Below are 17,767 nucleotides of genomic sequence, written 5' to 3'. Positions count from 1 at the left end.
TGTAAGCCTCACTTGCCGGTGACGAGCGAGTCCAGCGTCGCGCCGTTGTGCTCACCGCAGTGCCGCCGGGAGGCGTCGAGCGTCATCGGCTTGGTCGCCTCGTCGGGTCTGCCGACCTGCCCGAACAACCGTCTGAGCAGCTCGACCTGTTCGTCGAGGCCCGCGCGCAGGAAGTCGCCGCAGCTGGACTTGACGGTCAGCCGGTCGTCCGACGGCATCAGGTCGAGCGGCCCGAGGACGAACAGCAGCGCGAGGACGATCGCGAGCCCGAACCCGATGACCGCGCCGCTGGTGGAGCTCTTGCGCGGGGCCAGCCAGATCTCGGCCTGTTCCACGAAGGGCTCGGCGGGCGACAGCTCGGTGTCGATCCAGAACTCGACGCTGTCGCCGCCGGTCACGTCGAACTGGACGTGCCCGGCGGCGAGCATGATGCGCACTATCTGCCCGCGGTCGTAGGAACCCGTCCAGAACGGCTCCGGCCGCACGAGCACCAGCCGGTCGGGCAGCAGGAACACGACGTCGCGCTCACCCCTGGCGAGCCGCTCGGTCTGGCCGGGGCCGACGACGGTGCCGGCCAGCCGGGCCATCACGAGGGCGTGTTCGTGCTCGTCGAGGGCCTCGGCGGCCGACGACCACAGATCGGGTTCCACGTCACTGCTATCGCTGCAGGCAGGGACGTTAGTTAGCCGTGGCCGCCGAGGTTCGTCCGAATGCCGTTCTAGAAGGTCAGCTTCCAGGAGTTGAGGTAGCCGGTGTCCTGCGCCGCGACGTCCTTGACCTGCAGCTTCCAGGTGCCGTTCGCGACCTCGCTCGACGCGTTGACCGGGTAGGTCGCCACGACGTTGTCGGCACTGTCGTTGCTGCTCGAAGCCTTGAGCCGGTACGCGGTGCCGTCCGGGGCGATCAGGTCGATGACCAGGTCACCTCGGTAGGTGTGCACGATGTTGACGTCGACCTTCAACGTCGCCGGGGCGTTGCCGGTGACGCCCGAGACCGTGATGGAACTGGTCACGGCCGCGCCGGCGTCCGGGATGGCCACGTCGGCGGTGTTCTCGAACGAGTTGCCGGGAGGCGTGCCGGTGTTGACCGCGGCGAACGCGTCGACGCGGCCCTCACCGAAGAAGTTGTTCTTCGCCGTGGTGCCGCTGCACCGGCTGTCGGAGCAGCTCAGGTCGTCCGCCTGGGTCGCCAGGAGCGCGCGCAGCTGGGCCGGGGTGGCGGTGGGGTTGGTCGACTTGAGCAGCGCGGCGACGCCCGCGACGTGCGGGGAGGCCATCGACGTGCCGGACTTGGTGCCGTAGCCGCCGCCGGGGACCGTGGAGTAGACGTTGTCACCGGGCGCCGAGATGTGGATCTTGTCGGTGCCGAAGTTCGAGAAGGTCGACTTGGCGTTGCCCGAGGTGATCGACGCGACGCTGACGACGCCGGAGACCTCGGTCGGGAGGCTCAGGCAGGCGTTGGTGACGGTGCGCGTCGCCGGCGTGGAGTCGTTGGGGCTGGTCGCGTCACTGGACTTGCTCGCGAGGTTGTAGTTCTCGTTGCCCGCCGCGGCGACGCTGAGCACGCCCTTGCCCTCGGCGTAGGCCACCGCGCGCTTCACGCCTTCGAGGATCGCGTCCTGGTCGGCGTTGTCCGGGCAGTTGAACAGCCACGGGTCGGTGTAGTAGCTGTTGTTGGTCACCTCGAAGCCGCGGTCACCGGAGAAGACCATGGCGCAGATGGTGTTCTCGGGGAAGAAGAAGTCCTTCGCCCCCTCGGAGACGCGCACCGAGGCGATCTTCACGCCAGGAGCGACACCGACCATGCCGAGGTTGTTCTTGGCCGCCGCGATCGTGCCGGCCACGTGCGTGCCGTGGGAGCTGATGGGGCTGGTGGCGGTGTTGGCGCGCCATGAACCGGTGCGGGTGTCGAGCTTGCCGTAGGCGCAGGAAGCGGAGTTGGCCGCGTCGAAGTTCGGCTTGAGGTCGGCGTGCTGGTCGTCGACGCCCGTGTCGAGCACACCGACCGTGACGCTGGACGAGCCCGGGTTGGCCGCCCACGCCTTGTCGGCGCCGATCTGGGTCATGTCCGCGCGCACCGGCTCACCGGCCGCCGGGGTGGTCTGCGGCGGCGAGGCAGGGATCGGCGGGTTCGCCGCCTCGGCGGGGACGTCGCTGGTGCGCGTGGCACCGACCTTCTGCACACCGCTGATGCCGCGCATCTTGGTGGCGAAGTCAGCGGCACCCGAGTGCGCGACGATGACACCGATGGCGTCGTAGCTCGTCCACACCGTGCCACCGTTGCTGCTCACAGCCGTCGCGGCACCGGCGGTGGCACCGGGAGCCGTGATGACCAGATAGGCACGCGTACCTGCGGCGGGTGCCGCCGCGGCGGGGGTGGCCGCCGTCAGCACACCGGCGCCCACGGCCGCGGCGATGACCGCGGTCCGCAGGCGTGATCGTGAACCCAGGAACACGATTCCTCCAACTCCTAAGCGGGCGTCGCCCGCGCACTTCGCGCGGGTGCAGGGGCCCGTCAGACTCATTAGAGGAGGTGGGACGGCATTCGGGACGCGGGGTTCCAGAAATGCCCCGTTCGGCTCACGACGAACGTCGCACGTCAGGCGTGTCCCGTGACCAGCCCGACGAAGTGGTTCATGTCGGCCTGCACGCACGCTTCGTCGGCGTGCTTGCCCGTGCAGCCCGGCGCCCACGTGCTGCCGTCGCCGTAGTCGGCGAAGTGGAACGGGATGTTCGCGGCCCGCAGGTTCGCGGCCGTGACCAGCGCCGTCTCCCTGGCCCGGTTCTCGAACACGGCCTGGATCGGGTTGACCGTCAGGTCACCACCGTTGCCCGTGTACAGCGCCACGCCCACGTCCCGCAGGCTTCCGACGTTCTGTGCCGGACTCTGCGCGTTCCAGACGCCGTCGAACGGCCAGAACGGCGGCCCGAAGATCGCGTCGGCGTTCACGGTCGGCGTGCCGCTGGCCGGGTTGACCAACGTGGCCGTGATCGCCGCGCGCAACTCGGAGTTCCGCAGGTCGAGGCCACCGGAGAAGCTGCCCGCGTAGCTGAACAGGTCGGGCCGGTGCTCGGCGTAGTGCAGCGCCCCGAACCCGCCCATCGAGTGCCCGACGATCGCCCTGCTCGCCTTGGTGGCGTTCGTGCGCAGGTTGGCGTCCACGAACGGGATCACCTGGTCCAGGTGGAACGTCTCCCAGTTCTGCGGCCCCGCGGCGCCGGGGTTGACCCAGTTCGAGTACCAGCCGCGGCCGCTTCCGTTGGGCTGCACGGTGATCAGGTCCTTGCCCGCCGTCGCCTTCTCGACCACCCGCTGGTTCCAGGCGGCGTCGGGCCGGTCCGGGTGGCCGTGCAGGTAGTACTGGACCGGGTAGCTCTTGGTCGTCGCGTTGTAGTCGTCGGGCAGCGTGACGACGATGGCGTGCCTGCCGGGTTCCTGGCCTTCGAGCAGCGTCGGTGCCGGCACCTGGTTCGTGGACACGCTGAAGAGGAACGTGCGGTGGTTCTCGTCGACCCACCGCGGCTGACTCGTCACGGTGAGCCCGAACCCGTCGGTGAATTGCGGTGGCGCCGCCTCGGCGGCTTTCGCCTCGGGACTGGACAACGCCAGTGCGGCGGTCAGCACCGCGAACAAACACGTTCCGCGTTTTCGCGCGGTGCGAAATCGAATCGACATGGAATTCCCCCTTCGGTTGATTTCCAGCACGCCGATCATGGCGTTGTGCCTGCTCGGTGGCCAGGCCACCGACCGGCCATCGGTGGCCGGGTGGACACGCCGAGCCGCATTCCGGGACCCTGACGCCATGACCGAGCCGCCGAAGCAGTTCCCGATCCTGGCAACGAACACGGGATTCCGCTCGGTGCTGAAACTGGGTGCGGCACGGCGGCGAAGAAACGGCCGGCTGAATTCGCAGGCGGAGAAACTCGCGGAAACCATGAGCCGCCGCTGCCACCGGGAGGAGGAGAACCACGGCCTTTACGACCCCGGCCCGCTGACCGTCCGATGGCGGGCGCGGACCGGCCTCGGACAGGAGGGCGGCACGATCGCGGACGTCTACCGGAACCTCCCCGACGGACGGCTGGTCGTGCTCGGCGGGCCCGGCTCCGGCAAGACGATGCTGACGATCCGGTTCGTGCAGGAGTTCGTGCACGACCGCGCCGCCTCGGACCCGGTGCCGGTGATCTTCAGCCTCGCCTCGTGGGACCCGGCGCGCCTCGGCCTGCGCGACTGGCTGATCGAACGGTTGCTGCGCGACCACACGGGCATGGACGCGCAGGTTCCCGGCGGCACGAGCCTCGCCGCCGAACTGGTCGAGGACGGCTGGATCCTGCCGGTGCTCGACGGCTTCGACGAGATCGCGTCCGGTCTGCACGACAGGGCACTGGAGGTGCTGAGCTGCTCGAAGCTCCCGTGGTTGCTGACCAGCAGGCTCGGCGAGTACGAGGAGGCGAGCCGCCCGCTCGGCAGATCGGCGGCCATCGAACTGTCCGGCGTCACCGCGGCCGACCTCGCCGCCTACCTGCCGGACACCGGTGAGTGGGCGCCGGTGCTCGCGGAGATCGAAGCCCATCCGGAGGGCCGCCTCGCCAAGGTGCTGCGGACACCGCTGATGGCGTCCCTCGCGCGAAAGGTCCACAGCGGCGCCGAGAGCCCCTCCGCGTTGCTGGACGCGAAGCGGTTCCCGGACGAGGCCGCCACCGAGGAACACCTGCTCGGCGGGTTCGTCCCGGCCGCCTACCGCGACTGCCGCCGGTGGGATCCCGACGACGCCCGCCGGTGGCTCGGGCACCTGGCCCGGCTCGGTGAGCGGGATCTGGCGTGGTGGGAGCTCGGCGGCGCGATGAGCCGTTTCCGGCGGATCGCCTCCGTCGTGGTGGCGGTGTCAGTGCTGACCGCGCTCTTCGACTGGATGATCTACATGCCGGTGTACTCGGCCGAGTCGGGCATGGCGAAGGGCGTGCGCACGGCGTTGGTGGAGGGCATGTTCTTCGCACCTGCCGCCGGCATCGTGTTCGGCCTGATCTACGGCGTGATCACGATGCGAGGCCACGTCGTCAGGCCGTCGCGGGTGCGACTGCGGCTGCGCGGCCCTCGCACGGGACGGTCACTGCGCGGCTCGATCGCCCTCGGCCTGAGCGGAGGATTCGGGCTGGGAATCGGCTACGGCGTGGTGACCACCCTGTTGCGCGTGTTCTTCGGCGAGTTGTTCGGAGCCGTCCCAGAAGAGGTGACCAGCGCCGACGTGCTCGTGATGACGGGCGTCAACTCGATCGCCTGGGGCGTGATCTTCGCCGTCGCGGGTGGCGCTGTGCTCGGCCTCGCGGCGGCTCTCGAGTCGCCGCTCGACATCAGGAAGGCCTTCGACCCCGTCAGCCTCCTGGTCGAGAACCGCGTGACCGCCCTGCGTCAGGCCGCGGCGCTGGTTCCGGCGGTCGCTCTCCTGTTCGTGCTCAGCAGCCTCCTGGTCATCGTGCTGATCGAGGGGGTGATCAGCGTCCTGGAGTGGCAGTTCCTCGCCCTCCTCGCGATCGGCGCCATCAGCGGTTGCGTCGGTGCGCTCGGGTACCTGGTCACGTTCACCGCGTGGGGCCAGTGGCTGATCCTGGCCCGCTTCTGGTGGCCCGTGACCGGGCGGATGCCGTGGGCGATGATCGCGTTCCTCGAGGACGCCTACGAGCTCGGCGTGCTGCGGCAGTCCGGCGCGAACTATCAGTTCCGCCACGAGCGGCTGCGCGACCACCTCGCCCGTCACTAGTCCACGGCGGCGCGGTAGGCCTCCAGCAGCAGGCCGTGGAAGTGGTGCACGCCGTGCTCGGACAACCCGGTCCCGGCCGGGTCGTAGACGATCCGCCCCTGATCGAACGCCGGCGTGCGCATCCCGCGTTGCACGCTCTCCACGATGCCGATGTCCTGTTGCTGCAACACCTCGTCGATGTACCGCACGCCGTCCAGTTCCGCGGCGGTCAGTTCGGTGGTCTCGAAGTAGAAGTCCCACGTCTCGTGCGTGCGGTCCGGGCCGTCCGGGAGGATCCGCAGCACCATGAAGTTGGACCTGCCGGGGTAGCGCAGCAGGCACGTGTTGGGCCACAGCCACCACACGGCGTGCTGGTTGACCGTCGCGCCGGAGACGTCGTACGCGCTGTTCGCCTTTTTGCCGGCCTCGGCGAAGTGACTGGACCAGATGCCGTGCGTCTTCACGTCGTAGGTGCCCATGTCGACGAGGTCCACGAACTCCGGGTGCGCGATGTGGCAGTGGTAGCACTCCAGGAAGTTGTCGACGACGTTCTTCCAGTTGGAGTCGATCGTGTAGGTGAGCCGGCGGGCGTGGGTCAGCTTGGCGACGTCCGGTGCCCAGAAGTCGATCTCCGCGGCCAGGTCCGGGGCCTGGACGGCCAGCTCTGCCGCCGTGGGGTCGAGGTTGACGTAGACGAAGCCGCCGAACTTCTCCACCTGCACCTGGTCTAGGCATACGGACGACTTGTCGAAGGTCTCCATGCGGTCGGCGCGCCGTGCGGCCTTCAAGCCGCCGCTCAGGTCGTACGTCCAGGCGTGGTACGGGCAGACGATGTTGCGGGTGATGCCGCTGCCGGTCAGGAGTTCGTGCGCGCGGTGCTTGCAGACGTTGTAGAACGCGCGGAGGGTCCCGGTCCGGTCGCGCACCACCACGATCGGCATGCCCGCCACGGTCGACGTGACGTAGCTGCCGGGTTCGGTCAGCTGCTCGACGTGGCAGATCCATTGCCACGTACGGGAGAAGACCGCGCGGTCCTCGAAACCGGCCCACAGCGGTTCGACGTACGCCTCGGCGCGCAACGACATCGAGCGCGCGGGATCGGGGTGGTAGCCGGTAGCGATGCGACGAACGTCCTCCGCCGTGACCTTCATGTCTCCCAACGTAGAACGGATTGAACGGTCGTTCAAGAGAGCGCGATGTCCTCGCACAGCGCGACGGCCCGGCGCAGTGACGCGCGGTCGAGGCCGAGCAACGCGGTGAGCCACATGCCGTTCTGGATCACGTCGACGTCCGCCGCCCGCTTCGCGCACTCGTAGCGGGACAGGTCGGGCCGGGCCGCGCGGATCAGCCGCGCCAGCCCGGCGCGGTACCGGCCCTGCGCCTCGGTGTTGATGCGCTCGAACTCCTCACCGGCCTGCGCCAGCGACCAGAGCTGAAGGCGCAGCGACAGGTACTCGGTCGTCAGGAACTCGGGGTCGGCCACCCGCCGCAACGCGACCCGCAGCCGTTCGGCGGGAGGCAACGACGGATCCGGCGCCACCAGGGCTATGTCCTGGTCCTCGATGCGGCGCAGGGCCGCGCAGATCAGGCTCGTCTTGTCGTCGTAGTGGTAGTTGACCAGGCCGAGGGCGACGCCGGCTTCCCTTGCCACGGCGCGCATGCTCACGCCGCCGATGCCGTGCTGGGACAACAGGGTCAGGACGGCGTCGAGGATGCGTCCGGCCGAATCAGTGCTCACCCGTCGAGCCTAGGGCCGTCGGCAGGCGTTCGAAGCCGCGCAGGATGCGGGTCGGACGGCGGCGCGCGCCCGGCAACGTGGCGAGGTCCGGGAAGCGGTCGAAGATCGTGCGCAGGCCGATCTCGCCCTCCATGCGCGCGAGCTGGGCGCCGAGGCAGTAGTGGCGGCCGGCGCCGAACGACACGTGGTCGCGGGCGTTCGGGCGGGCGACGTCGAACGCCGCCGGGTTCTCGAAGACGGACGGGTCGCGGTTGGCTCCGGCGAGCACGGTCGTGACGAGCTGGCCGCGGCGCACGGGGACGCCGGCGACCGTTGTGTCGCGGGCGCACATGCGGCCGGTCAGCAGCACCGGCGGGTCGTGCCGCAGCACCTCGTCGACGGCGTTGCCCCACAGCTCCGGGTTGGTGCGCAGCGTCTCGAGTTGCGCGGGATTCTTGCTGAGCAACGAGATTCCGTTGCCGAGGAGGTTCACCGTGGTCTCGAAACCGGCGGCCAGCACCAGACCCGCGGTGGCCTTCAGCTCGCGTTCGGTGAGGCCTTCGCCGTCCTCGCGGGCGGTGATCAGGCGGCTGAGCAGGTTGTCGCCGGGGTTGGCGCGCAGGGCGTCGAGGTGGCGGGAGAGCCAGGCGTCGAACGTGTTCAGGCCGGTCTCGACATCGCGGAACACGCGCCACGACAGGCCGAGGTCGAGGCTCGGGGCGGCGGCCGCGCCGAGGGCGAGCACGGTGGAGCGCTCTCTTGGTGGCACGCCGAGGATCTCGCTGATCACGGTGACCGGCAGCAGGCCGCAGTAGGTCTCGATCAGGTCGACCGGGTTGGCCGGGTCGAGGTCGTCGAGCAGGTCGTCGGCGATCTGCTGGGTGCGGACGCGCAGCTGTTCGACGGCGCGGGCGGTGAAGACGCGGGTGACGAGCTTGCGGTAGCGGGTGTGCGCGGGCGGTTCGACGGCCAGCAGCGACGGCGGTTGGACCGGGTGCATCACCTCGGTGGCGGACCACGCGGCGAGCTTGCCGAGGATGCCGGCGCCGAAGCGCGGGCGGGCCGTCACGAACGCGTCGTCGGACAGGATCGCCTTGACGACCTCGTGCCGGGTGGTCGTGTGGCCGACCTTCGTGGCGGCGAGCGGGCCCGCCGCACGGATCTCGTCGAACAGGCCCGTCAGGTCGGCGCCGGTGGAGGCCTCGACGGTGATGCGGCCCTGCAGGTCGCCGCGGCGGGCGGCCAGGCGCAGCACGGCACGCGGCAGGGCGTGGCCGATGCTCCAGCGCACCGCCGGTTTGACGTGCTCCTCAGCCAGGCTCGTCACGGTTCGCAGCGTGCCCAGTACGCCGCTGCGAGTCAAGGTCTCGGCCGTATGGCGGAACCGGAAGTCCACTTGGGACGACGCGCTAGGGTGCCGCGCCATGGAGATCCGGGCGCTGCTCGACCGCATGGACGACGACCGCTTCAGACGCGAGGCCGAGGACTTCGTGCGCGAGCAGGGGATCACGACGTTCGACGGCCTGATAGAGCTGATCACCACGTCGCAGGACGGTCAGGTCATCCGGCAGGGCTACCGGGTGTTCTCGCTGGTGAGGGCGGATGACGAGACCTACCTCGACGCGCTGCGGCACCCGCACCACGGCATCCGCCGGGCGGCCGCGAGCATGTTCCGGGGCGAGGAGGCGCTCAAGCACGCGGCACGACTGCTGCCCGTGCTCGCCGACGAGGACCACTACGTGCAACGGGAAGCGCTGTGGGCGTTCGGGACCATGGGACCGGACGTGTTGCCGTTGCTGCAGGAAACCCGACGCACGGCCAAGGGTGCGTTGCGCAGGGGCGCGTTGATCGGCATCGCGGAGGTCGCCGGCCCGGACGCGTTCACGCCGGAGGACCGCGCGGTGGTCGACCGGTTCATCCAGCACAAGCTCGAAGACGACATGTACAGCGTCGACGAGATGCACCTCTGCGGCGGCTGGTACGCCATCAGGACCGAGAACCAGGCGGCCGTGCTGGAGGTCTGCGGGTTGCGGGACGCGGTGCCGGTGACCAAGGTGCTGGGCGCGCAGGCCTGGAACAACGACCACCACGCGTGGTCCAAGGCCGACGAGCACGTCCGGTGCGCCAGGGTGTACGTCACGGGCTCGTGGGACGGCTGGACGCTGGTGTTCGGGGAGCCGTTCGAGCACGCGACCCGTCCGGTGACCGAGATCTGCGCGGTGCTGAGCGCCGTGTTCGGCGAAGCGCACTACTACGGCATGAGCTGCGGCGACGGCTGGACGGCGTGGTGCGTCGCGGAACAGGGCGAGATCGTCCGCTACTACGACGCGTTCAAGCCCGACGACCAGGTCGGTGAGCTCGACGTGGAGGACGGCCGTGGCCTGCCGCACGACACCAGTGACGAGAACGACGACCTCGACGACATCTGGGCCACCGAGGTCGCCGAGGAGCTGTCGGTCAACCCGAGCTACTTCGAGGGCGACGTCGAGGGGCACGGCGTGCTCGCGCTGACCGAGTGCGGCCGCACGCACGGCTCTCCCAAGGGCTACCTGCAGGTCATCAGCTAGGCGCGGATGACCGGCACCTCCAACGCGCGCACGGTCTCGTTGTCCGCGTCCGTGATCACGCCGGCGACCTCGGCGAACGGCAGGACGGAGAACCGCGACGCCGTGCCGATCTTCTCCGAACTGGCCAGCACGTAGGTGTCCGCGGCCTGGTGGGCGAGCGCGCGCTTCATCGCGGCCTCGTCCGCGTCGCCGGTCGTGAGGCCTGCTTCGGGGTGCACGCCCGTGACGCCGACGAAGAAGAGGTCGGCGTGCACACCTCGTGCGGCCTCCACGGCAGCCGCACCGCACGCGACCATCGAATGCTTGAAGAGCCGTCCGCCGATGACGTAGACCTCCACGTCCCGGTGCTCCTCCAACGCGCTCGCGATCGTCGGACTGTGCGTGACGACCGTGGCCTGCAGATCGAGCGGTAGCGCGCGCACGACGGCAAGCGTGGTCGTGCCGCCGTCGAGGATCACGGTGCTGCCCGGTTCGATCAACGCGGCTGCCGCTCGTGCGACCCGTTGCTTGCCATCGACCTGCACGCCCTGACGCGTGGCGTAGTCGGCGATGGCGGGGGATACGGGCAGTGCGCCGCCGTACACGCGTTGGCAGAGCCCCGCCGCCGCCATGTCGCGCAGGTCGCGGCGGATCGTGTCCTCGGAGAGGCCGACTTCGGCGGCGAGGTCCTTGGCGACGATCCGGCCGTCGGTGCGCAGTCGTTCGAGCAGCAGGTCACGGCGTTGGGCAGCCAACATGCACGTTTCTCCTTGTTTTTGCCGAGTCTTGCACATTATGGTCGGTCGCATGCTGATTCTGATCGCAGGGCCCTACCGATCCGGCACCGGGGACGACCCCGCCCTGATGGCGCGCAACCTCGAACGGCTGGAGGAGGCGGCGTGGCCGATCTTCCGCAGCGGCCACGTGCCGATGATCGGCGAGTGGGTCGCGCTGCCCGTGCTGCGCGGCGCCGGGGGAAGTTCGCCGACCGACCCGATCGCGTCCGAGATCATGTACCCGACCGCGCAACGGCTGCTGGAACGGTGCGAGGCGGTGCTGCGGCTGCCCGGCGAGTCGACCGGCGCGGACGAGGACGTGCGGATCGCCCGCGAGCGCGGACTGCCCGTCTACCACCGGGTCGAGGACATCCCGGGATACCTCGCGGCCTAGCCTGGACCCCAGTCACATGTGTTGGGGGACAACGTGAAACAGGCCATTCGGGCAGCGCGGATCTTCGACGGCGAAAGGGAGATCACCGGCGAACCGGTCGTCGTGGTCGCGGACGGCAAGATCGTTTCCGCGGACCCGGCAGGCCTGCCGGTGCTCGATCTGGGAGACGTCACGCTGCTGCCGGGGCTGGTCGACTCGCACGTGCACCTGGCCTTCGACCCGTTCGGCGTGGCGACCGACCAGACCGATCCCGACGACGTGGTGCTCGCCCGGATTCGCGCCAACGCCTTGGAGGCGCTCCAAGCGGGCATCACGACCGTGCGCGACCTCGGTGACCGCGGCTACCTGACGCTCCAGGCCCGCGACGCCGGTCCGGAGGTGCTGGTCTCCGGCCCGCCCGTCACGACGACCGGTGGCCACTGCTGGTTCCTCGGCGGCGAGGCGGACGGGCTGGACGGCGTGCGGGCCGCCGTCACCGAACGGGTCGAGCGCGGCGTCGACGTCGTCAAGATCATGGCGACCGGCGGGTCGATCACGCCCGGCTCGTCGCCGTTCGACCAGCAGTACACGACCGAGGAACTGCGCGCGGCCGTCGAGATCGCGCACGCCGCGGGCATCCCGGTCACGGTCCACGCGCACGCGTCCACCGGCATCAAGGCGGCGGTGGACGCGGGTGTCGACTCGATCGAGCACGCCTTCTTCCTCGCGCCCGGCGGCCTCGCGGTCGACTGGGACACAGTGGACACGTTGGTGCGCAAGGAGATCTACGTCAGCACCACGACCGCACGCCGTCCGACCGCCGAACCGGCGACCCCGGTCAGCCTGACCCTGCGCGAGAACTTCGGCCGGATGCGCGAACGCGGCGTGCGGCTGGTGTGCTCGTCGGACGCGGGCATCGGCCCGTTCAAACGCTTCGACTCGTTGCCGCACGGCGTCATCGAGTTCGGCGAGCTGCTCGGTTTCAGCACCGCCGACGCCCTCGCGTCCGCCACGAGCGTGGCCGCGCGGGCGTGCGGGATCGGCGACCGCAAGGGCAGGATCGCGCCCGGCCACGACGCCGATCTTCTAGCGGTGGCAGGCAATCCGTTGCAGGACCTCAGCGCGTTGCTCGATGTGCGCGCGGTGTACCGCAACGGCGAACGCGTGGTCTAACCGCGAGCGGCGAGTACGAACTCGCGCATCCGGCCGTGGTCCTTGACACCACGGCTCGACTCGATGCCGCTGGACACGTCCACACCCCACGGCCGGGCGACGCTGATCGCCCCGGCCACCGTCTCCGGCGACAACCCGCCCGCCAGCACCCATTTTCCGGTGGGCGGGTTCGAAGCGAGCCGTGTGATGTCCCACTGCTCACCCGATCCGGCGACGGGGGAGTCGATCAGCAGCAGCTCCTCGCCGAACGCCCCGGTGCGCACGTCGGTGTCCGGTCCGAGCGCCGTCGCCCGAACCAGCCCGAACGGCAGGTCCGCCAGCTCGTCGAAGGCCTCACGCGGGTAATCGCCGTGCAACTGCAACGCGCGCACGCCCGTCTTCAGCGCCAGCTCACCGGCTTCCGCAGCACTGATCCCACGCACCACCGCGACGGTCAGGACCTCAGCGGACACCTCCGCCACGAGCCGGGACGCCAGGTCGACGTCGATCTGGCGGGGACTGCTCGTCAGCACGAAACCGACGGCGTCAGCCCCGGCCTCGAGCGCCACGGCGACATCGGACTCGGTACGCAGACCACAGAGCTTCACGAACACACCACCAAGCTTAGTGATGTGTCCACGGACGCACTGTCACGCAGCTAACAGTCACAAGCAGAAGCGCTGCCCGGTCCTACTTAATGGAAGAGACGGGCAACGGAGGCCGTGATGACCGAACAGCAGATCGCAACGTCAGTGCTGGTGATCGGAAGCGGTGGTGCGGGGTTGCGCGCCGCCATCGAACTCGCCGAACGCGGGGTCGACGTGCTGGTCGTCGGCAAACGACCGAAGAACGACGCGCACACGGCTCTGGCGGCGGGCGGCATCAACGCGGCGCTGGCGACGATGGACCCCGCCGACACGTGGCAGCAGCACGCGGCGGACACCATCAAGGAGAGCTATCTCCTGGCCAACCCGGAGATCGTGCGGGTCGTGGCTGAGCAGGCGCCGCGCGGCATCGAGGACCTCGAACGCTGGGGAATGCCGTTCGCGCGGGAGACCGACGGCCGCATCTCGCAGCGGTTCTTCGGCGCGCACACGTTCCGCCGCACGTCGTTCGCCGGCGACTACACCGGGCTGGAGATCCAGCGCACGCTGGTGAACCGGGCCACACAGCTCGACATCCCCATCCACGACTCCTGCTACATCACGCGGATCCTCGTGCGTGACAACGTGGTGTTCGGCGCGTACGGGTTCGACCTGAACACCGGCAAGCGATACGTGTTCCACGCGGACGTCGTCATCCTCGCGGCGGGCGGGCACACCCGGATCTGGCGCCGCACGTCGAGCCGCCGCGACGAGAACACCGGCGACTCGTTCCGCCTGGCCGTGCTCGCGGGCGGCCGGATCCGCGATCCCGAACTGGTGCAGTTCCACCCGTCCGGCCTGCTCGAACCGGAGAACGCGGCCGGCACGCTGGTGTCGGAGGCCGCCCGAGGTGAGGGCGGCATCCTCACCAACGCGGCCGGTGAGCGGTTCATGGCCCGCTACGACCCGCGGCGGATGGAACTGTCCACACGGGACAGGGTGGCGCTGGCCGCGTACACCGAGATCAAGGAAGGCCGTGGCACCCCGAACGGCGGCGTGTGGCTGGACGTGTCGCACCTGCCGCGCGAGCAGATCATGCAACGGCTGCCCAGGGTCTACCAGACGCTGCTCGAACTGCAGATGAAGGACATCACCCAGGAAGCCGTCGAGATCGCACCGACCGCGCACTACTCGATGGGCGGCGTGTGGGTGTCGCCCGCGGACCACTCGACGGGAGTCGAGGGCCTCTACGCGATCGGCGAGGCGTCCAGCGGCCTGCACGGCGCGAACCGGCTCGGCGGCAACTCGCTCATCGAACTCCTGGTGTACGGCCGGATCGTCGGCGAGGCGGCGGCCGAGTACTCGGCTTCCCTGGACGCGCAACAACGTTCACGTGCCGCTCTCGGCGAGGCACGATCCGAAGTGGACGGACTGCTCGCCGCCGACGGACCGGAGAACGTCCGCGCCCTGCAACGGGCGCTGCGCAACACGATGACCGAGCACGCGGGTGTCGTCCGCGACGAAGCCGGGCTGCGCAAGGGACTCGCGGAACTGGACGACCTGGAGGAACGCATCCGCAACGTCGGCGTGCACCCAGACCTCGCCGGTTTCCAGGACCTCGCGCACGCCTTCGACCTGAAAGCGTCGGCGCTCTCCGCCCGCGCGACCCTGGAGTGCGCCCTCGAACGCCGGGAGACCCGCGGCTGCCACAACCGCTCGGACTTCCCGGACATCGATCCCGCGCAACAGGTCAACCTCGTCTGGGCGGGTCCGGGCCAGGTCGAACGGGAGGAGATCCCTCCGGTGCCGGCCGAGATCACGGCACTCATGAGGGACGTCGACACCGCGGGCAAGCTGGTCGAGTGAGGAACGAGGGGCGGGGAGCCATCCCCGCCCCTCGCCCCAGTCACGGCAGCCGCAACGCCGTGGTGAACAGGAAGACGCTGTCCTCCAGCGCTTCCACCCGGTGCCGCCTCTCCGGCATCGTCAGCAGGTCGCCCGGCCGCGCCTCCCACGACTGCGGCCCGGCCACCAGGCGCACGTGGCCGAGCAACACCTGCACGGTCACCTCGCCGGGATGCTCGTGCTCGTGCATGTGCTCACCCGCGCGCAACGCCATCACGGTCTGCCGCAGCGCCTGCTCGTGTCCACCGTGGACGGTCTCGGCACTCCTGCCGCTCGACGCCTCGCGCGCCAGCCCGAGATGATCGCGCGCCAACGCGGCCAGTGACGTCTTCACGGCCGCGGTGCCCTGAGGTGCTTGCGCGCCTCCAGTTCGTCCGCCTCCACGACCGTCAGCATCGGCTGGCCGGGCGCGCAGAACATCGTGACGACGAAAGCGGACTCCTCGTCGGCCAGGTGGTTGCCGTCCTGGTAGTGGATGACGTCGCCGCCCGGCTCCCAGAACGTCCCGCCCGCGCGGACGACCCGTTCCGGCTCGCCTTCCAGCTCGAAGACGATGGCGCCCTTGACGACGTAGCCGTACGCGGGACCGGAATGGCGGTGCGGCGGCGCTCCCGGACTCGACGGCGGCAGCGTCACGAGGATGGTCATGGCCTCGGCGCCGTCCGGGATCTGCGGTGCTCCCGGCACGGTGCCGATGACCTCGATCTTCGGCGGCGGACCGCTCTTGTCGGGGTTGTCCAGCTGGTGCGCGTGTTCGTGGCTCATGAGAACAAAGACCGGACAGGCCGCCGATCTGTGACAGCGCCTAGGGACCGAGCCTGGCGCGCAGCGCGTCCGCCTCCGGTGAGTGCAGCGCGTCCCACTCCTCGACGGCTTGCTCCCACGTCTCGCGCGCCTCGGCGTGATTGCCCATGGCCTCGTGGGTGTCGCCGAGGTGGGTCAACGTCTCGGCGAGCATGTACCGGTCGCCCGCGTCCTCGGCGACGCCGACCGCCTCCTGGAAGTGCTTCACCGCCTTGGCGTGGTTGCCGCGGTGGTGCTCGACGTACCCCAGCGTGTCCAAGCTGCCGGCGCTGGCGATCTCTCCGGTCGCGACCGCCTGCTCGGCCCGCACCAGCGCTTCGTCGAACTCGCCGAGCATCGCGAAACACCAGGCCACGCCGTTCAACGCGTCCGCCTCCGCGTTCCGGTTGCCTGACTCGCGGAAGCACGTGACCGCTTTCGACGCGAGGTCCAGCGCCTCGCCGTGGCCGCCCTGCCCGCCGATGAGCCGGGCCAGGCCGAAGTACGTGTAGCCGAGCGCGTCGGTGTCGCCGGACGCGAGGTCGATCTCCAGGGTCCGGTCCAGCAACGCCCGCGCCTCGGCGTGCCGGCCCGCTCTGGTGTGCACCCGCGCGAGCAGCTTCCACAGGACGACGAGCATCTTCTGGTCCGAGGTGAGCGTCAGCGCCCGGTGCAGGATGTCGACGTTGGCGGACAACCGCCCGTTGATGTCGAGGAAGTTCGAGATGGCGCGGACCGTCGCGACCACGTCCTGCGGGAATTCGTGATCGGACCGCACGATCGCGAGCAGGGCGGACGTCTCGGTCTTCAGCCACGACTTGGCGGCGGTGACGTCGGCGAAGGGGACCGCCGCCACTCCGTCCGGTGCCGACGGTTCCGCCAGGATGCCAGGGCGGTCCACGAAATGGGCGCGCTCCGCGTTGTACCGGTAGTGCGCCACGAGCCGATAGAGCGCATCCTGCCGTTCGTCCGGCTGGACCTGCTCGGCCGCATAGGCGCGCAACAGATCGTGGAACGCGAACCGCCCCGGCGTGCGTTCCACGATCAGGTGGGCTCGGGTGAGCTCCTGCATCACCCGCCGCGCCGACGTCAGCCCCGTCACGCTGGCGACCGCCGCGAGGGAGATCTCCGTGCCGGGGTGCAGGCCCAGCAGCCGGAACGCCCTGGCCGCCGCCGGGCTCAGCGCCAGGTAGGAGCAGGCGAACACGGCCCGCAGGTCCGTCGCCTCGTCCCCGCTGCCGAACCCGTCCAGGCCACCCAGTTCCTCGGCGTAGGCCGTCAGCGAGAACGACGTGTGCGCGGCGCGGGCGGCCACCACGGCCAGCGCCAGCGGCAGCCCGCCGCACCGGTCGATGATCTCCGCCACGGCGGCCGGCTCCGCGTTCACCCGCTCCGCGCCGAGGCGGTCGGCCAGCAGCGCGTGCGCCTCCTCCCGGCTCAGCAACGCGAGCGGCAGGCTGCGGGCGTTGGTCGTCGCGATCAGCCCGGTGAGGTCGTGGCGGCTCGTGACGACCACGAGGCTGCCCGGAGTGCCCGGCAGCAGGGGACGGACCTGGGCGGCGTCGCGGGCGTTGTCGAGCACGACCAGCATCGCGCGGCCCGCCATCAGGGTCCGGAACTTCGCGGCCTGCGCCTCCACGTCGTCGGGAACGCTTCGGGCGGGCACGTTCAGCGCCTCCAGGAACGCCCGTAGCGCCTCGCCGGGCGCCATGACCGTGCCGCTGGGGTCGAAGCCGCGCAGGTCCGCGTAGAGCTGCCCGTCGGGGAAGCGGCCGGCCACCCGGTGTGCCCAGCGCAGCGCGAGGGTCGTCTTGCCGATCCCGGCCGTCCCGGAGATCGCGCTGATCACGACGGTCGACGCCGCGCCGCCGTCCAGGACCGCGTCGAGCCGGTCGAGCGCGTCGCCGCGGCCGACGAAGCCCGCGAGTTCGGGCGGCAACTGGCGCGGCGCCGGCGTGGGTTCGGCGCCGGCGGCGGAGAGCAGGTCCTCCTGCTCCTGAGGCCGCAGCGCCAGCGCGTCCGCGAGTTGCCGGACGGAGGCGAGCTGCGGGTTGCGGCGCTTGCCGGTCTCCATGCCGCGGATGGTGCTGACCGAGATCCCCGACCGTTCCGCGAGGGCCTCCTGGGTGAGGCCCGCACGGAGCCGGAAACGCCGGACGGCCCCGGCGAACTCATCAGTCACGGACATTTCGTACCA

At 70.2% G+C, this 17,767-nt stretch carries 16 protein-coding genes; 5 read left to right on the top strand and 11 right to left on the bottom strand.

Going from position 1 to position 17,767, the window contains the following annotated elements; genetic code table 11:
• Positions 1 to 8: 8 nt before the first annotated feature.
• From ACH413_RS11050 to ACH413_RS11040, 3 genes are all read right to left on the bottom strand, one after another.
• On the bottom strand, positions 9 to 650 hold the full coding sequence (locus ACH413_RS11050) for a hypothetical protein (RefSeq protein WP_360030833.1): 642 nt from the start codon (positions 648 to 650) through the stop codon (positions 9 to 11).
• A gap of 68 nt (positions 651 to 718) precedes the next feature.
• A complete protein-coding gene (locus ACH413_RS11045) occupies positions 719 to 2,455 on the bottom strand; it encodes a S8 family serine peptidase (RefSeq protein WP_360030831.1) in 1,737 nt (578 codons plus the stop codon).
• A 143-nt stretch (positions 2,456 to 2,598) separates the two neighbouring features.
• Positions 2,599 to 3,675 (bottom strand): alpha/beta hydrolase family protein, encoded by a 1,077-nt coding sequence (locus ACH413_RS11040; protein WP_360030829.1) that lies wholly within the window; start codon positions 3,673 to 3,675, stop codon positions 2,599 to 2,601.
• On the opposite strand from ACH413_RS11040, the gene ACH413_RS11035 reads away from it, so the two are divergent.
• A complete protein-coding gene (locus ACH413_RS11035) occupies positions 3,674 to 5,755 on the top strand; it encodes an NACHT domain-containing protein (RefSeq protein WP_396424955.1) in 2,082 nt (693 codons plus the stop codon). The genes ACH413_RS11040 and ACH413_RS11035 overlap by 2 nt on opposite strands.
• On the opposite strand, the gene ACH413_RS11030 is transcribed toward ACH413_RS11035, so the two are convergent.
• The 3 genes from ACH413_RS11030 to ACH413_RS11020 are packed head-to-tail and all read right to left on the bottom strand — an operon-like array spanning position 5,752 to position 8,778.
• Positions 5,752 to 6,885: a ring-hydroxylating oxygenase subunit alpha gene (locus tag ACH413_RS11030; RefSeq protein ID WP_360030825.1), complete on the bottom strand. Its 1,134-nt coding sequence runs from the start codon at positions 6,883 to 6,885 to the stop codon at positions 5,752 to 5,754. The genes ACH413_RS11035 and ACH413_RS11030 overlap by 4 nt on opposite strands.
• 32 nt (positions 6,886 to 6,917) lie before the next feature.
• Complete coding sequence (locus tag ACH413_RS11025) at positions 6,918 to 7,472, bottom strand: TetR/AcrR family transcriptional regulator (RefSeq protein ID WP_360030824.1); 555 nt, start codon at positions 7,470 to 7,472, stop codon at positions 6,918 to 6,920.
• Positions 7,462 to 8,778, bottom strand: a complete 1,317-nt coding sequence (locus ACH413_RS11020; RefSeq protein ID WP_360030822.1) for a cytochrome P450 — start codon at positions 8,776 to 8,778, stop codon at positions 7,462 to 7,464. Before ACH413_RS11020 ends, ACH413_RS11025 begins: the two co-directional genes overlap by 11 nt.
• Positions 8,779 to 8,875: 97 nt before the next feature.
• On the opposite strand from ACH413_RS11020, the gene ACH413_RS11015 reads away from it, so the two are divergent.
• Positions 8,876 to 10,018 (top strand): HEAT repeat domain-containing protein, encoded by a 1,143-nt coding sequence (locus ACH413_RS11015; RefSeq protein ID WP_360030820.1) that lies wholly within the window; start codon positions 8,876 to 8,878, stop codon positions 10,016 to 10,018.
• Here ACH413_RS11015 and ACH413_RS11010 read toward each other — a convergent pair.
• Positions 10,015 to 10,755: a DeoR/GlpR family DNA-binding transcription regulator gene (locus tag ACH413_RS11010; RefSeq protein ID WP_360030818.1), complete on the bottom strand. Its 741-nt coding sequence runs from the start codon at positions 10,753 to 10,755 to the stop codon at positions 10,015 to 10,017. The two genes, ACH413_RS11015 and ACH413_RS11010, sit on opposite strands and share 4 nt — an antisense overlap.
• Positions 10,756 to 10,804: 49 nt before the next feature.
• Between ACH413_RS11010 and ACH413_RS11005 the strand changes: the two genes are divergently transcribed.
• Both ACH413_RS11005 and ACH413_RS11000 read left to right on the top strand, forming a co-directional pair.
• Positions 10,805 to 11,167, top strand: a complete 363-nt coding sequence (locus tag ACH413_RS11005; RefSeq protein ID WP_360030816.1) for a DUF4406 domain-containing protein — start codon at positions 10,805 to 10,807, stop codon at positions 11,165 to 11,167.
• A 33-nt stretch (positions 11,168 to 11,200) separates the two neighbouring features.
• The gene (locus ACH413_RS11000) at positions 11,201 to 12,319 is read left to right on the top strand and encodes an amidohydrolase family protein (protein WP_360030814.1); all 1,119 of its coding nucleotides are present in this window, start codon (positions 11,201 to 11,203) and stop codon (positions 12,317 to 12,319) included.
• On the opposite strand, the gene ACH413_RS10995 is transcribed toward ACH413_RS11000, so the two are convergent.
• On the bottom strand, positions 12,316 to 12,906 hold the full coding sequence (locus tag ACH413_RS10995) for a phosphoribosylanthranilate isomerase (RefSeq protein ID WP_360030813.1): 591 nt from the start codon (positions 12,904 to 12,906) through the stop codon (positions 12,316 to 12,318). The two genes, ACH413_RS11000 and ACH413_RS10995, sit on opposite strands and share 4 nt — an antisense overlap.
• Before the next feature lie 117 nt (positions 12,907 to 13,023).
• Between ACH413_RS10995 and ACH413_RS10990 the strand changes: the two genes are divergently transcribed.
• Positions 13,024 to 14,748: an FAD-dependent oxidoreductase gene (locus ACH413_RS10990; protein WP_360030811.1), complete on the top strand. Its 1,725-nt coding sequence runs from the start codon at positions 13,024 to 13,026 to the stop codon at positions 14,746 to 14,748.
• 40 nt (positions 14,749 to 14,788) lie between these two features.
• Here the strand turns inward: ACH413_RS10990 and ACH413_RS10985 are convergent, their stop codons facing one another.
• The 3 genes from ACH413_RS10985 to ACH413_RS10975 are packed head-to-tail and all read right to left on the bottom strand — an operon-like array spanning position 14,789 to position 17,752.
• Complete coding sequence (locus ACH413_RS10985; RefSeq protein WP_360030809.1) at positions 14,789 to 15,121, bottom strand: cupin domain-containing protein; 333 nt, start codon at positions 15,119 to 15,121, stop codon at positions 14,789 to 14,791.
• Positions 15,118 to 15,552, bottom strand: coding sequence for a cupin domain-containing protein (locus ACH413_RS10980; RefSeq protein WP_360030807.1), 435 nt, complete (start codon positions 15,550 to 15,552; stop codon positions 15,118 to 15,120). Before ACH413_RS10980 ends, ACH413_RS10985 begins: the two co-directional genes overlap by 4 nt.
• 40 nt (positions 15,553 to 15,592) lie before the next feature.
• Positions 15,593 to 17,752, bottom strand: coding sequence for a tetratricopeptide repeat protein (locus tag ACH413_RS10975; RefSeq protein WP_360030806.1), 2,160 nt, complete (start codon positions 17,750 to 17,752; stop codon positions 15,593 to 15,595).
• Positions 17,753 to 17,767: the final 15 nt, after the last annotated feature.

Source organism: Lentzea sp. NPDC020367 (assembly GCF_044387305.1).
Classification (GTDB): domain Bacteria; phylum Actinomycetota; class Actinomycetes; order Mycobacteriales; family Pseudonocardiaceae; genus Lentzea.
This window is presented reverse-complemented; position numbering and strand designations above follow the sequence as displayed.